This is a genomic window from Actinomadura verrucosospora, from assembly GCF_039540335.1.
GTDB classification, from domain to species: Bacteria; Actinomycetota; Actinomycetes; order Streptosporangiales; family Streptosporangiaceae; genus Spirillospora; species Spirillospora verrucosospora.
Genome location: NZ_BAABEV010000008.1, coordinates 132,443 through 146,560 on the forward strand (window position 1 = coordinate 132,443; position 14,118 = coordinate 146,560).

Below are 14,118 nucleotides of genomic sequence, written 5' to 3' on the forward strand. Positions count from 1 at the left end.
ACCCTAGGCGTCCAGGACGTAGCCGACGCCGCGCACCGTCCTGATGGGGTTGCCTTCGCCGAGCTTGGCCCGCAGCTGGGCGACGTGGACGTCGACGGTGCGGCTTCCGGCACCGGCGCCGGGCCCCCATGCGGCGTCGAGCAGCTGCTCGCGGGTGAAGACGCGGCCGGGGTTGGCCATGAGGAATTCGAGGAGGTCGAACTCGGTGACGGTGAGGGCGACGCGGCGTTCGCCGACGAGGGCGGCCCGGTCGCGGGGTTCGAGGGCGACGCGGCCGGCGCGCAGGGGGCCGGGCGCCTGGGCGGGCGCGCCGGCGCGGAGGGCCTCGGCGACGGCGGCGATGAGGACGCGGGGCCCGAAGGGCCGCTCGACGCGGTGGTCGCCGAGGGCGCGTTCGATCATCGGGTCGAGGGGCCCGGTGACGGCGACGACGGGCGCGGGCCGGACGGTGTCGGCGACGCGCCGGTACAGGTCGACGGGCAGCGCGGTGGTGGACAGGTCGAGGACGACGACGTCGGGGCGCCGGCGCCGGGCGGCGGCGGGCGCCCGCGCGGGGTCGGCCTCGATCTCGACGTCGAAGCCCTCCCGGGCGAGGTAGCGGCGTTCCAGCTCGGCGACGGCGGGGTCGTGCTCGATCACGAGCACGACCCCGCCACCGTCGCCGCTCACGACCGCTCGTGCGCGGTCGGGTCCTCGCCGCGGTCGAGCGACTTCCACAGTGCGGACGGATCGTCATCCGCCGCCTTGCGCGGCGCGCTGCGCTCGTAGCGGGCCGACATGCCGGGCCACCGCGCCCCCCGCACGGCGGTGAGGATCCCACCCACCGCAAGGACGACCCCACCGGTGACCGAGACCAGCCACCAAAGATTCACATCCAGCACGGGATGCGCCCCGAGCCTCAGCAGAGCGCTCTTGTCCCCCGCGGCCGCCAGCACGCTGGACCGCTGCACACTCACGGTGGACGCGTACGCGATCCCCACACCGAACAAGGCGATGAGGACCCCGACACCCGCGCGAACCCGCCCCCGGGTCGCCAGAAGCGCGGCGAGCCCGGCCAGCCCGGCCCACCCGAGCGCCCCGGCCGCGCCCCCGAGGTCGCCACCGGTCAGTTGCTGGGTGAACGGCGTGATGGCGTCCTGCGCCCGAACGGTGGCCCAGGTGCGCCCGGCGGCGAGCAGCGCGAGCCCGGCCCCCGCAGCGCACACCACCGCCGTCAACCCACGTTCACGCCCAGGCGTCATGAGCCGCGCCGCTCAACGACCACCAAAGTGATCAATGCGACCAAACCAGACGTTCCCACGGACATGCCCCCGAGTTTATGGCAGCCACCCGAACCCCCGCCCCCACCCCACCCACACCGACCGCAAGCCCAAGGTCCGCAAGCCCCAAAGGCCGACCCGCAACACACCAGCGCACCAAGCGCACAACGAGGCAGGCGGAGGCAGGGCACGGAGCATCCAGAGCCGGATCTGAGCCACCAAAAGCCCGTGACCGAAGCAAGCCGCCAGGCAAGCCAGCCAGCACCACCCACCGAACGCCGGCCCCAGGGCCGCCAGGCCCAAAGGGCGCCCTTGCCGCGAGCCGAGGGTGGCGGTGGGCGCCCAGAGGCGGTTCGAGCTTGCGAGAACCGTTCACGTAGCAAGCCGCAAGGCGAGCAAGACGGCACCACTCACCGGACGTGAGCCCCAGGGCCGCCAGGCCCGAAGGGCGACCCGCAGCACAACGGGCGCGCCAACCTCAGCCGGCGGAGCAACCACGCAACAAGCGGAGAAGTGGCGATCGCGTCCGAAGGCAGGTTCGAGCGAAGCGAGAACCTGATCGCGCAGCGAGCCGCTAGGCGAGACGGAGCGATGCCAGCGATCGCCCGCGTTTATCGACGATGGAGGGCCGCCAGGCCCGAAGAAGGAGAAAAACGCAATTAAACAGAGCCCGCCTCCCCCTGGCGGTGGGGGGCGGGCTCTGCCACGTACGGCTGGCGGGCGTTACAGGGGGACGACCTGGTCGGCCTGCGGGCCACGGTTGCCCTGCGTCACCTCGAACTGGACGCGCTGGTTCTCGTCCAGGCTGCGGTAGCCGGAACTCTGGATGGCCGAGTAGTGCACGAAGACGTCCGGCCCGCCGCCGTCCACGGCGATGAAGCCGAAGCCCTTCTCGGCGTTGAACCACTTCACGGTGCCCTGCTGGGGCATGTCTTTCTCCTTGCGGCAAAACCTGGGCCCACACCTCGCGGGCCCCCGCGGTCGCTGCGGAACGCTCTCGCCTCCCGGTACGGTCCCGGAAAAGCCAAAACGCCCGCTGCCATCAGTTCGCGGGCGTCTAGAACGATCGAGAACCACGACTGCAACCGACCGCCCCACCGTATCACCGGTTCCGCGTAAAGCGGAGGAGCCGCAAGACTTGCGTTTCTCCTCTCGGCGAACCGTGCCGTTACCTGCCCGTTAAAGACTCCAACCGGTCTCCGTCAGGGTCTTGACAGCGTCCGTGGCGCCGGTGAGGCGCACGTTCGCGACGTCCCGGCGGCCCAGTGCCCACAGGAGGAGTTCGCCTACCGGGCCGTGCACGCGCACGGCTCCGCGAGCGCCGCCGGACACGCGCGCGGCGCGGCCGTCGGGGCGGACGAAGGTTACCTCGACCTGAACTTTTCTTAGGACAAAGCGGGCAATTTTTATCCTTCGCCAGAGTAGTTCCTCTAGTTCCGGCGAGAGGGCACGGGGCTCCCAGTCGGGACGCGCACGCCGGATGTCCTCATGGTGAACAAAGAACTCGACGGCGTTCGCGTTTCTGTCGACTCCGGGAAGGGCGTAGGGGGAGAACTTCGGCGGGCCCTGCGCGAACCGTTCCACCAGCCGTTCGAACGGAACGGCGCGGGCGGTACGCCGCCGTACACGCTCGGTGTAGAAGGCAAGCGGGGGCAGCAGGATCCCGGGGGCCGCGTCGGGGCGCCCCTCCCGGACGACCAGATGGGCGGCCAGGTCGCGGGCGTCCCAGCCCGCGCACCTGGTGGTCGCCTCCGGGCCCGCCTCCTCCAGCGCCGCGGCCAGCAGCAGCCGTTCCCGGCGGACCGGACCCGGGTCCGCCGGGCCGGGGCCGTCCTGCTTCGGGGCGGACGGCACGGGGCCGTCGTCGGGCGTGCTCATCGACCGATGGTAGGCCGCGGCGGGGTGGCCGGGAATAAGCGCCCCGGCTGGATGGTAGGGAATATCCAGCCCCACAAACCCCCCGCCGCAGTCGCAACGGGACATTTCCTGGGGTCCGCCGTGATCGAGGAGTCGCCGTGCCACCTGCGTCCAGACGCGTCAGCCCGCCTGTCCTGAGAGAGGGCATGGGCGTCCTGTGGGTGGCGGTGAAGGCGGAGCCGCGGGTGTTCGCCCTCTCGGTGCTGGCGAGCGCCCTGTACGCGGCGATGACCGTGGGGACCGCTCAGGTGCTCGGCTGGGCGACCGGCCATGTCGTGCTGCCGGCGTTCGAGGCCGGGCACACGACCGCGGGGGCGCTGGCGGGGGCCGCGGCCCTGATCCTGGCGGTGGCGCTGCTGAAGGCGCTCGGCGTCGCGGGGCGCCGGTTCTACGCGGGCCTCATGCAGTACCGGCTCCAGGCGTCCTACCGCCGCGCGGTGACCCGGCAGTACCTGCGGCTCCCGCTGGCGTGGCACCACCGGCACCCGACCGGGCAGCTGCTGTCGAACGCCAACGCCGACGTCGAGGCGGTGTGGGCGCCGATCGCGCCGCTGCCGATGGCGGTCGGCGTCGTGTTCATGCTGCTGATCGCCGCGGTGTCGATCCTGGTCACCGACGTGGTCGTGGCCGGGGTCGGGTTCCTGGTGTTCCCCGCCGTGGCCCTCATCAACGTGGTGTACCAGCGGCGGCTGTCCCCGGTGGCGACCCGCGCGCAGCAGCTGCGCGCGGAGGTCAGCGAGGTCGCGCACGAGAGCTTCGAGGGCGGCCTGGTGGTCAAGACCCTCGGCCGGGAGGCGGCGGAGACCGAGCGGTTCGCCGAGCGGGCGCGGGAGCTGCGGGACGCCAACATCGCCGTCGGCCGCATCCGCGGGCTGTTCGACCCGGTGCTGGAGGCGCTGCCGAACCTCGGGGTGCTGGCCGTCCTGCTGATCGGGTCGGTGCGGCTGGACTCGGGCGCGATGTCGCCGGGCGACCTGGTGAACGTGGCCTACCTGTTCACGCTGCTGTCGTGGCCGATCCGGGCGCTGGGCTGGGTGCTGGGCGAGGTCCCGCGCAGCGTCGTCGGGTGGAAGCGGGTCCGCGGCGTCCTGGACGCGACGGGTTCGCTGCCGTTCGGGGACGGCTCGCTGGACGGTTCAGGCGCGGCGACCGAGCTCCAGGTCCGGGAGGTCAGGTTCGCCTACGAGGCGGCCGGTGAGGGCGCGCGGCGCCGCGTCCTGCACGACGTGTCGTTCGCGGCCGCGCCGGGCAGGACGATCGCGGTCGTCGGGCCGACGGGATCGGGCAAGTCCACGCTCACGTCGCTGCTCGTCCGGCTGGTCGACCCGGAGGACGGGTCGGTCCTGCTGGACGGCGTCGACCTGCGCGACGTGGAGCGCGGAGGGGTCGCGGCGACGGCGGCCCTGGTCCCCCAGCAGACGTTCCTGTTCGACGACACCGTCCGCGGCAACGTGACGCTCGGCCTGGACGTCCCGGACGAGCGGGTCTGGGAGGCGCTGCGGCTCGCCCAGGCCGAGGGGTTCGTCGCGGCGCTCGCCGACGGGCTCGACACGAGGGTGGGCGAGCGCGGGGCGACGCTGTCGGGCGGCCAGCGCCAGCGGCTCGCGCTCGCGCGGGCGCTGGTGCGGCGGCCCCGGCTGCTGGTCCTCGACGACGCGACGTCCAGCGTGGACCCGCAGGTCGAGGCGCGCATCCTGCAGAGCCTGCGGGAGTCGCAGGCGGAGGAGTCCGGCGGCGCGACCGTCGTGGTCGTCGCCTACCGCAAGGCCACGATCGCGCTCGCGGACGAGGTCGTCTACATGGAGCACGGCCGCGTCATCGCGCGCGGCACCCACGCCGAGCTGCTGGACGGCTCGGAGGGCTACCGCAACCTCGTCAACGCCTACGAGCGGGCCGAGGCGGAGCAGGAAGCGGTCGAGGGCGGCGAGGAGGCCATGGCATGACGACGGTGACCGACACGGCGGCCTCGAAGCCGAAGAGCGCGGCGGGTCTGAGCGACACCGCGGCGGAGGGCGCGATCAGCACGCTGCGGCGCGGGCTGCGGCTGAGCCCGGAGTTCCGGGCCGGGCTGGCCGGGACGCTGGCGCTCGCGCTGGTGTCGACGGCCGGGCGGGTGGTGGTGCCCGTCGCCGTCCAGCAGACGATCGACAAGGGACTCGGCCGCCCGGACGGCCCCGACCTGGCCTTCATCCGGACGGCGGTGCTGCTGTGCGCGGCGGCCGTCCTGGTGACGGCCGTGTGCGCGTACCTGATGAACGTGCGGCTCTACAGGACGTCCGAGGGCGGCCTGGCGACGCTGCGGGTCCGGGCGTTCCGGCACGTCCACGACCTGTCGATGCTGACCCAGAGCGGCGAGCGGCGGGGCTCGCTGGTCTCGCGGGTGACGGGCGACGTCGACCAGATCAGCCAGTTCATGCAGTCCGGCGGGCTGATGTTCATCGTCTCGATCGGGCAGCTGGTCGTGGCGAGCGTGCTGATGGTCGTCTACTCGTGGCCGCTGGCGCTGCTGGTGTGGGCGGCTTTCGTGCCGCTGGCGTTCGCGCTGCGCCGCTTCCAGCGGATCCTGTCGAGGGCCTACATGCGGGTCCGGGAGCGGATGGGCGACCTGCTGGCGGCGGTCAGCGAGTCGGTGGTGGGCGCCCCAGTGATCCGCGCCTACGCCTCGGAGGAGCGGACCGGACGGCGGGTGGACGAGACCGTGGAGTCCTACCGTTCGGCGCAGACGCGGGCGCAGGCGATGGTCGCGCTGACGTTCCCGGTCAGCGAGCTGGTGGCGGCGCTCGCCACCGCCGCCGTCGTCATCGCCGGGACGCTGCTCGGCGTCGCCGGGGAGCTGTCGGCCGGGCGGCTCGTGGCGTTCCTGTTCCTGGTGACGCTGTTCGTCAGCCCGATGCAGACGGCCACCGAGGTCCTGAACGAGGCGCAGAACGCGATCGCGGGCTGGCGGCGGGTGCTCGGCGTGCTGGACACCGTCCCGGACGTCGCCGACCCGGGCGAGGCCGGCGAGTCGCTGCCGCGCGGTCCCATCGAGGTGCGGTTCGAGTCGGTGGGGTTCGCCTACCCGGGCGGCCCGCCCGTCCTGCACGAGGTGAGCACCGCCATCGCGCCGCGCAGCCGCGTCGCGGTCGTCGGGCAGACCGGGTCGGGCAAGACGACGTTCGCCAAGCTCCTCACGCGGCTCATGGACCCGGTGTCGGGCCGCGTCCTCGTGGACGGGGTGCCGCTGGACCGCGTCCGGTTCTCGTCGCTGCGGGAGCGGATCGTCATGGTGCCGCAGGACGGGTTCCTGTTCGACGCCACGCTCGCCGACAACATCCGGTACGGGCGTCCGGACGCCTCCGACGAGGACCTCGTCCTCGCGCTGACCGAGCTGGGCCTCGCCGACTGGCTGGACGGCCTCCCCGAGGGCCTCGCCACGCCCGTGGGGCAGCGGGGGGAGTCGCTGTCGGCGGGCGAGCGCCAGCTCGTCGCGCTGGCCCGCGCCTACATCGCCGATCCGGACCTGCTCGTCCTGGACGAGGCGACCTCGGCCGTGGACCCGGCCACCGAGGTGCGGATCCAGCGGGCGCTGGACGGCGTGACGCGGGGCCGCACGGCGATCGCGATCGCGCACCGGCTCTCCACGGCCGAGGCGGCGGACGAGGTGATCGTCTTCGAGGCGGGGCGGATCGTGCAGCGCGGCCCGCACGCCGAGCTCGTCGCCGAGCCGGGGGTGTACGCCGATCTGCACGCCTCCTGGGTCGCCCAGCGGAGCCTGTGACGGGTTCCACAGGGCCGCTCCCTGGGTAAACGCACGCTAAAGCACTTGCCCGATATCTGGTCCAGTGCGCATTCTGCTGGGGTGAGCAACGACGTCATGTTGGAATCGGCGAGCACGCTGCACGGTCAGCTGCAGCGTGGACTCGGGAGGGCCGCGCGGCGCGCGGCCGACAAGCCCGGCGCGGGCGAGTACGTGTACGCCTGCGTCCGGAGCGATCCGCGCTGGGATCGGCAGTGCGAGTCCCGGCGGCTGTACTACGCCCGGTTGATGGTGGATCTGGAGCTGCCGGTGGGGCCGGTGGCGGAGCATCTCTTCGCCCCGTCCGACCACACCGACCCCGACGAGTGGCGGGTGGACCTGGCGCTGGGCGTGCTGGCCGACCTGGTGCGGCTGAGCCGGCGGGAGGCCGCCGGGCCGCTGCGCCGGTACGCCGAGGAGGGCGCGCAGTGGTTCGACGCGGTGGCCGAGCTCATCGATCTTGAGGATCCCTCGCTGGCGGTGGGGCTGGACTCCCTGGTCGCCGCGCGGTGCGACGACGCCGACCTGGCGCTGCTGGTCCCGGGCCGCCACAACCCGGTGATCGAGGCGTGGGCGGCGAGGCAGCCGCGGGTGGCCGACGCGCTGGCGCGGCAGCGGGAGGCGGGACGGGCGGCGCGGCGCGCGATGGTCCCCGCCCCCGGGAAGGACGCGCAGAGCGAGGCCGAGTTGCTGGACCTGGCGCGGCGGCGCGGCGAGGGCTCCATAGCGGCGATATTCGAGCTGGGCCGCCGCCGGACGCTCGCCCTGCTGGACCTCGCGGAGGAACTGCTGCCCCAGCGGCCGAGCAGGTTCGGCGGCGCGGTGTGCCGGGCGTTGCGGGAGTACGGGCCGGAGACCCTTCCGCGGGCGCGGATGTGGGCGGCGCAGCGCGGCGGCTGCGCGGACATGGGGCTGCGCATCCTCGCCCGCTACGGCACCCGCCAGGACATCCCCCTGCTGATGGACGAGCTGAACGCCGCGGTCGCCCGGCGCGACTGGGCCGACGCCGCGAGCCCGATCGAAGGACTGGGACGGCTGCGCGCGGGCGAGGCCGTCCCGCTGTTGAAGACCGCTTGGACCGAATCCACCTATGCCTATCTGAGACCCCGCATCTTGACCGCGCTCACGAGAACCGCCCCGCACACCGCCGAGTCCTACGCCGTCGAAGGGCTGTGGGACTGCGAGGAGGGCGTCCGGGCCGAGGCCGCCCGGACCGCGCCGCTGACCGGCGAGACGTCGCTGCGGCTCCAGCGGCTCCACCACGACGGCGCCGAGGAACCCGGCGTCCGCGCCGCCGCCGGCGCCCGCATGATGCCCTGACACCCTGGTGCTGTGAGCCCGGATGAACCCCTCCGGGGCGGGGCGCGTATTCCTTCCTCGAATCGCGCGTCTCACCCCGGAGAGGAACAGCGATGGGTTCCCGACACCATCTCGGCTTGTTGAAGACGCTGCCGCTCTGCGCGGCCCTGCTGGCGATGCCGGTGGCGGCCGGCTGCTCCGCCGGGTCGGACGCCTCCGGCGGCAAGGCCGCCGAGCCGGCGAGCCTGGCCGAGCTGGCGCAGCGGACGGACTGCTCCCTGACCGGGAAGCGCAAGGTCAAGGATCTGGAGCAGGGGAACTGCAAGACCGCGCGAGGACGCTACGTGCTGCTCAGCTTCACCTCCGACAACGGCATGAACGCCTGGCTGGAGGAGGCCAAGCCCTGGGGCGGGACGTACCTGGTCGGGGCGCGCTGGGTGGCGGTCAGCCAGCAGCAGACCCTGGAGTCGCTGCGCGGGGACCTCGGCGGCAGGATCGTCCAGGGCGACGGGCACGGTCCCGAGCACGGCTCAGGGCACGGCTGAGCGCGGGTCAGGCGCGGCCGGCCGCGCTCCCCTCGCTGGTGCCCTCCTCGCCCCGCACGAGCAGGACGCTCCACCGCTCCAGGGCGGGGCCCAGGCGGGCCAGGACGCGCCGTCCCGCCAGCCCGCGCCGGACGATGCCCGGGTGCCACAGCGGATGCCGCGGGCCGTCGACGACGACGCGGACGGCCGCGACCGGCAGCGGCCCGGCGCGCTCGGCGACGAGCGCCGACTCCATGTCCGCCAGCCGCGCGCCCTGCGCCGCCAGCAGGGCGCGCTCGGTGCCCCGGACGACGCGGTCGGTCGTGACCAGCGGGCCGACCTGCGCGCTCAGCCCGTCCCGGATGAGCTCCTCGGCGAGCAGGCGCGGCGCGGCGCACGGCACCGCCTTCCCGCCCGCGCCGGCGCCGCGGATCTCGTCGGCGACGAGGACGTCGCCCGGCCGCAGCCGCTCGTCGAGCGCCCCGCCGAACCCGGCGACGACGACGGCGGCGCAGGCGGCCGGGAGCCGGTCGGCCCGCCGCGCCCGGTAGCCGACGACCACGACCGGGGTCCGGGTGAGCCCGCGCCGGACCGCGCGCGCCTCCATGCCGAGCGCGGCGCACACCACGGGGCCGAGCATCGGCGCGTCCACGGCGTCGTCCCAGCCCTCTCCTCCGGCGGCGCCCGCCCCTTCGGTGAAGTTCACCCGTCCAGCGAAACACGAGGTCATCCCGAGATCCAGCGCGCTCACCGCGCAGTGCGAGATCCGCTCACCGCGCAGGGCGACATCCGCTCACCGCCGGGTGCCGGATCCGCGCCGCGGAGATCCGCCTCACGGAGGGCGCGCACCGCCGCCCCGCCCGCCTAGACTCCCCGGCATGACCTCGACCTCCTTTCCCCTTCGGCGGAAGCTGGCCGTTCTCCCGTTCGTCCTGCTGCCCCTCGGCGCCGCGGCCGCGTGCGGCGGCGAGAACAGCAAGACCTCCTGCGGCGTCAACTCCTGCACGGTGACCTTCGACCGCGGCGTCGAGGCGAGCGCGTCCATCCTCGGCGTGAAGGCCGAGCTGGTGAGGGTGCAGGGCGAGATGGTCACCCTGAAGATCGGCGGGCAGACGGTGACGGTGCCGGTCGGCGACGGGCAGCAGGCCGAGGGCTTCGACGTCTCGGTGCAGTCCGTCACCCAGGACCAGGTGGTGGTGAAGATCTCCAACAACGGCTGATCCGGCCTAGGATTCGCTCATGCGTTCGATCAGCACAGCGGAGCGGCGGGCCCGGCTCGCGCTCCGCCACCGGCTCACCGTCCCGGCCAGGACCGACGACGTCCTCGACATCGTCCGGTCCATGGTGGTGCTGCACGCCACCGACCCGGCCACCGTCCACCTGTCGGTGGCGGCCCGCAGCGTCCACGCCGTCCCGGCGGCGGTGGAGAAGGCCCTGTACGACGACCGCACGCTGCTGCGGATGCTCGCGATGCGACGGACGATGTTCGTCGCGCCGACCGACCTGGTCCCGGTGCTGCAGGCGTCCACGGCGAACGGGCTGGCGGCCAGGCAGCGCGCGAGGTACACGAAGATGATCGAGCGCGGCAGCGACGTCGCCGACGCGCCGGCCCTGTTCGCCCGGGCCGAGGAGGCCGCCCACGAGGCTCTGCTGGCCCGCGGCCAGGCGACGGGCACCCAGATCAGCGCCGACGTGCCGCTGCTGCGGACCCAGGTGGAGATGGCGCCCGGCAAGTCCTACTCGCGGCTCACGGGCATCACCACCTGGGTCCTGGTCACGCTCGGCTGCGAGGGCCGCATCGTGCGGGGGCGGCCTAACGGGTCGTGGACGAGCAGCCAGTACGTGTGGTCGCCCGTGGAGACGTGGCTGCCCGGCGGCATCGAGCCGCTCCCGGCCGCCGAGGCCCGCGCCGACCTCGTCCGCCGCTGGCTGCGCACGTTCGGGCCCGCGCCGGTGTCCGACCTGAAGTGGTGGACGGGCTGGAGCGCCGGCGACGTCAAGAAGGCCCTCGCGCTCCTGGACGTCACCGAGGTCGACCTCGACGGGGCGGCCGGTCTCGTCCTGTCCGACGACCTGGAGCCCGTGCCCGCGCCGGAGCCGTCGGCGGCGCTGCTGCCCGCGCTCGACCCGACCCCGATGGGCTGGCAGGAGCGCGGCTGGTTCCTCGGCCCCCACGGCCCGCTGCTGTTCGACCGCAGCGGCAACGTCGGGCCGTCGGTCTGGTGGGACGGCCGCATCGTCGGCGGGTGGGCGCAGCGCAGGGACGGTGAGATCGTCTTCCGCCTCCTCGAGGACGTCGGCGCCGACGCGGAGGCCGCCGTCGAGCGGGAGGCGGCGCGGATGGCGGAGTGGTACGGCGACGTCCGCGCGATCCCCCGCTTCCGCACCCCGCTGGAGCGCGAGCTGACGGCCTGAGCCGGGCCCTGCCTCCTGCGGCCTCCTGCGGCCTCCGGGCGGGGGTCGAACCCTCAGTAGGGGCCCGCGGTGGTCGCGGCGCGGCGATCGGCCCCGCTGCGCCGGAGGAAGGTCACGACGAACGCGAGGGCGGCGAGACCGCCGAGGCCGAGCGCGGCCAGCAGGCTGAGGCCGAGGTAGCCGTTGGCGGTGTCGTCCGGCGTCACGAGGATCGGCCCGTCGGCGCCGCGGCACGTCAGCCGGGCGTCGCCCGTCACCGGCGCTCTGAACGTGGCGGTGTAGCGGTAGGACGCGTGGTCGGAGGCGCTCCAGGAGTTCTTGCGCGTGAGCTGGACGGGCCCGGACCGCTCCCCCGCCTCGACCCGGCACGCGTACGGGGAGGGGCCGCCCTCACGGACGTAGACGAAGTAGCCGTAGCCCTCCCTGAGCCGGACGGTCACCCCGGACGCCGGGTCGCCCGCGGCCGTCGGGCCTTCGGCGACCTCCGAGTCGTCCCACAGGAACGCCAGCACCGTGGCGAACCCGATCACGGCGGCCAGGACGAGGACGATCGGCAGCGCGTACCACCCGGCGCTCGGGCCGACGCGCCGCCGCTGCGGCGTCCAGCCCTCCCCGGGCGGGCCCGGTGCCGGCCGGCCCGGTCCCATGGGCGGCGGTCCCATCGGTGGGTTGGACCCGGGCCACATGTCTTCTCCCCTGCGGAACGCCTGTGCCGGACGACCACGATCCCAGAGAACCGTCCGCCCCGCCAGACGGCCTCCTGTAAGGGGCCGCTGACGGAAGGGTTGGGGATTGTCTGTAACGTCCCCCTGGACAGAGGAGGTGCATGTGGCGGCACTGCCCGGCCTGACCCCCGGCACGCTCCCGCCCGAGGCCGCCGCGCTGCGGGCCCGGGTGCGCGAGTTCCTGGCCGAGACCCCCTTCACCGCCCGCTGCGACAGCTGGCTCACCGGCGCCGACCCCGCCTTCAGCCGGCTGCTGGGCGAGCGCGGCTGGCTGGGCATGACGCTCCCCGAGCGCTACGGCGGGCACGGGCGCTCACCGCTGGAGCGGTTCGTGGTGGTCGAGGAGCTGCTGGCCGCCGGGGCCCCGGTGGGCGCGCACTGGATCGCCGACCGGCAGACCGGCCCGTCCATCCTGGCCCACGGCACCGAGGAGCAGAAGCGGCGGTTCCTGCCGCCGATCGCGCGCGGCGAGTGCTTCTTCGCGATCGGGATGAGCGAGCCCGACTCGGGCTCCGACCTGGCGTCGGTCCGGACCCGCGCCGAGCGCGACGGCGGCGGGTGGCGGCTGCACGGCACCAAGGTGTGGACGAGCGGCGCCCACCTCGCGCACGCGATCCTCGTCCTGGCCCGGAGCGCGCCCCGCTCGCAGGACCGGCACGCGGGCCTCAGCCAGTTCATCGTGCCCCTGCCGGACGACCGCGTGACGATCAGGCCCATCCGGGGGCTGTCCGGCGAGCACCACTTCAACGAGGTCGTCCTCGACGGCGTGTTCGTGCCGGACGCGCTGGTCCTCGGCCGCGCCGGGGACGGGTGGCGGCAGGTCACCGCCGAGCTGGCCCACGAGCGCAGCGGCCCCGAGCGGCTGCTCAGCACGTTCATGCTCATCCGGCTCCTGCACGGCCGCGCCGCCGGTCCGGCCGAGCGGCGGACGCTCGGCGCGCTCACCGCGCGCCTGTGGGCGCTGCGGCAGGCGTCGCTGGGGGTGGCGGGGGCCCTCGCCCGGGGCGAGACGCCCGAGCTGCCCGCGGCCCTCGTCAAGGACCTCGGGACGCGGTTCGAGCGCGAGGTCGTCGAGGCGGCGCGCGAGCACGCGGGCGTGGAGCCCGATCCCGGCTCCCCCGACCCGCTGGCCCGCGCGCTGGCGGAGTCGGTCGTCCAGGCGCCCGGGTTCACGCTGCGGGGCGGCACCAACGAGATCCTGCGGGGCATCGTGGCCCGCGGCCTGGGAGTGCGCTGATGGGGCTTCTGGACGAGACCGCGCACGAGATCCTGGCAGGCGGCGACCCGTGGCGGGCGCTTGAGGAGTCCGGCCTGACGCTGGCCGGGGTGCCGGAGGAGGCGGGCGGCAGCGGCGGCGACCTCGCCGACGCCGCGGCCGTCCTGCGTGCGGCCGGATATCACGCCGCGGCCGTGCCCCTGGCCGAGACGCTGCTGGCCGGGCGGCTGCTCGCCGACGCCGGCCTGCGGGCGGCCCCTGGCGCCCTCACCGCAGTGTCCGGCGAGGTCGAGGTGGTCGAGGGCCGTGACGGTCCCGTCCTGAGCGGGACGTTCCGCCGGGTCCCCTGGGCACGGTCGGCGCGGCTCCTCGTCGTCCTCGGCGGTGGTCTCGTCGCCGTCGTCGACCCGGCGCGGGCGCGGATCACCGAGGGCGCGAACGTGGCGGGCGAGCCGCGCGACGACGTCGTCCTGGCCGGCGTCCCGGCGGAGGAGGCGGCGCCGTGCGCGGTGGACGCGGCCGAGCTGCGGCGGCGGGGAGCGCTGGCGCGGGCCGTCCAGCTGACGGGGGCGATGGCGCGGGCGCTGGACCTGTCCGTCCGGTACGCGGGCGAGCGGGAGCAGTTCGGGAGGCCGATCGGGCGGTTCCAGGCCGTCCAGCAGATGCTGGCGGAACTGGCCGGGGAGGCGACGGTCGCGGACGTCGCGGTGCGCGCCGCCGTCCGCGCGCCCGGCGACCCGGTCGCGGTGGCGGCCGCCAAGGCGAACGCGTCGCGGGCCGCGGGCGCGGTCGCCGCCCTCGCCCACCAGGTGCACGGCGCGCTCGGCGCCACCGAGGAGCACCCCCTGCGCCGGGTCACCCTGCGGCTGTGGTCGTGGCGGGACGAGTACGGCGGCGAGGCCGCCTGGGCCGACGAACTCGGAGCCGCGCTCGCCGCCGCGGCCGACCCCTGGGCGCTCGTGACCGGCACCTGATCGCCCGGTCG

14 protein-coding genes are annotated in these 14,118 nt (G+C 74.5%); 8 read left to right on the forward strand and 6 right to left on the reverse strand.

Features of this window, described 5'->3' with window-relative positions; all coding sequences use genetic code 11:
- Window positions 1-3: 3 nt before the first annotated feature.
- The 4 genes from ABD944_RS12160 to ABD944_RS12175 all read right to left on the reverse strand — a co-directional run bounded on the left by ABD944_RS12160 (window position 4) and on the right by ABD944_RS12175 (window position 3,137).
- Window positions 4-669: a response regulator transcription factor gene (locus ABD944_RS12160; protein ID WP_345175417.1), complete on the reverse strand. Its 666-nt coding sequence runs from the start codon at window positions 667-669 to the stop codon at window positions 4-6.
- Entirely contained in the window at window positions 666-1,205 is a 540-nt protein-coding gene (locus tag ABD944_RS12165) for a Trp biosynthesis-associated membrane protein (protein ID WP_345175419.1), read from the reverse strand. Before ABD944_RS12165 ends, ABD944_RS12160 begins: the two co-directional genes overlap by 4 nt.
- A 777-nt stretch (window positions 1,206-1,982) precedes the next feature.
- Window positions 1,983-2,189: a cold-shock protein gene (locus tag ABD944_RS12170; protein ID WP_030144886.1), complete on the reverse strand. Its 207-nt coding sequence runs from the start codon at window positions 2,187-2,189 to the stop codon at window positions 1,983-1,985.
- 249 nt (window positions 2,190-2,438) lie between these two features.
- Window positions 2,439-3,137, reverse strand: coding sequence for a TIGR03085 family metal-binding protein (locus ABD944_RS12175; protein WP_345175421.1), 699 nt, complete (start codon window positions 3,135-3,137; stop codon window positions 2,439-2,441).
- Window positions 3,138-3,322: 185 nt separating this feature from the next.
- Here ABD944_RS12175 and ABD944_RS12180 point away from each other — a divergent pair, with 185 nt between their 5' ends.
- The 4 genes from ABD944_RS12180 to ABD944_RS12195 all read left to right on the forward strand — a co-directional run bounded on the left by ABD944_RS12180 (window position 3,323) and on the right by ABD944_RS12195 (window position 8,798).
- Window positions 3,323-5,119, forward strand: coding sequence for an ABC transporter ATP-binding protein (locus tag ABD944_RS12180; protein WP_345175619.1), 1,797 nt, complete (start codon window positions 3,323-3,325; stop codon window positions 5,117-5,119).
- Entirely contained in the window at window positions 5,116-6,936 is a 1,821-nt protein-coding gene (locus tag ABD944_RS12185) for an ABC transporter ATP-binding protein (RefSeq protein WP_345175422.1), read from the forward strand. The genes ABD944_RS12180 and ABD944_RS12185 overlap by 4 nt, the downstream gene beginning before the upstream one ends.
- Window positions 6,937-7,017: 81 nt before the next feature.
- Window positions 7,018-8,274, forward strand: coding sequence for a hypothetical protein (locus tag ABD944_RS12190; protein WP_345175424.1), 1,257 nt, complete (start codon window positions 7,018-7,020; stop codon window positions 8,272-8,274).
- Window positions 8,275-8,366: 92 nt separating this feature from the next.
- A complete protein-coding gene (locus ABD944_RS12195) occupies window positions 8,367-8,798 on the forward strand; it encodes a hypothetical protein (protein ID WP_345175426.1) in 432 nt (143 codons plus the stop codon).
- Between the two features lie 7 nt (window positions 8,799-8,805).
- Here ABD944_RS12195 and ABD944_RS12200 read toward each other — a convergent pair whose 3' ends face one another.
- Window positions 8,806-9,483: a phosphorylase family protein gene (locus ABD944_RS12200; protein WP_345175428.1), complete on the reverse strand. Its 678-nt coding sequence runs from the start codon at window positions 9,481-9,483 to the stop codon at window positions 8,806-8,808.
- A gap of 172 nt (window positions 9,484-9,655) precedes the next feature.
- Between ABD944_RS12200 and ABD944_RS12205 the strand changes: the two genes are divergently transcribed.
- Window positions 9,656-9,997, forward strand: a complete 342-nt coding sequence (locus ABD944_RS12205) for a hypothetical protein (protein ID WP_345175430.1) — start codon at window positions 9,656-9,658, stop codon at window positions 9,995-9,997.
- Between the two features lie 19 nt (window positions 9,998-10,016).
- Complete coding sequence (locus ABD944_RS12210; protein ID WP_345175432.1) at window positions 10,017-11,192, forward strand: winged helix DNA-binding domain-containing protein; 1,176 nt, start codon at window positions 10,017-10,019, stop codon at window positions 11,190-11,192.
- 53 nt (window positions 11,193-11,245) lie between these two features.
- On the opposite strand, the gene ABD944_RS12215 is transcribed toward ABD944_RS12210, so the two are convergent.
- Window positions 11,246-11,839, reverse strand: coding sequence for a hypothetical protein (locus ABD944_RS12215; protein ID WP_345175433.1), 594 nt, complete (start codon window positions 11,837-11,839; stop codon window positions 11,246-11,248).
- A gap of 181 nt (window positions 11,840-12,020) precedes the next feature.
- On the opposite strand from ABD944_RS12215, the gene ABD944_RS12220 reads away from it, so the two are divergent.
- A complete protein-coding gene (locus ABD944_RS12220; RefSeq protein ID WP_345175436.1) occupies window positions 12,021-13,154 on the forward strand; it encodes an acyl-CoA dehydrogenase family protein in 1,134 nt (377 codons plus the stop codon).
- Window positions 13,154-14,107 (forward strand): acyl-CoA dehydrogenase family protein, encoded by a 954-nt coding sequence (locus ABD944_RS12225; RefSeq protein WP_345175438.1) that lies wholly within the window; start codon window positions 13,154-13,156, stop codon window positions 14,105-14,107. Before ABD944_RS12220 ends, ABD944_RS12225 begins: the two co-directional genes overlap by 1 nt.
- Window positions 14,108-14,118: the final 11 nt, after the last annotated feature.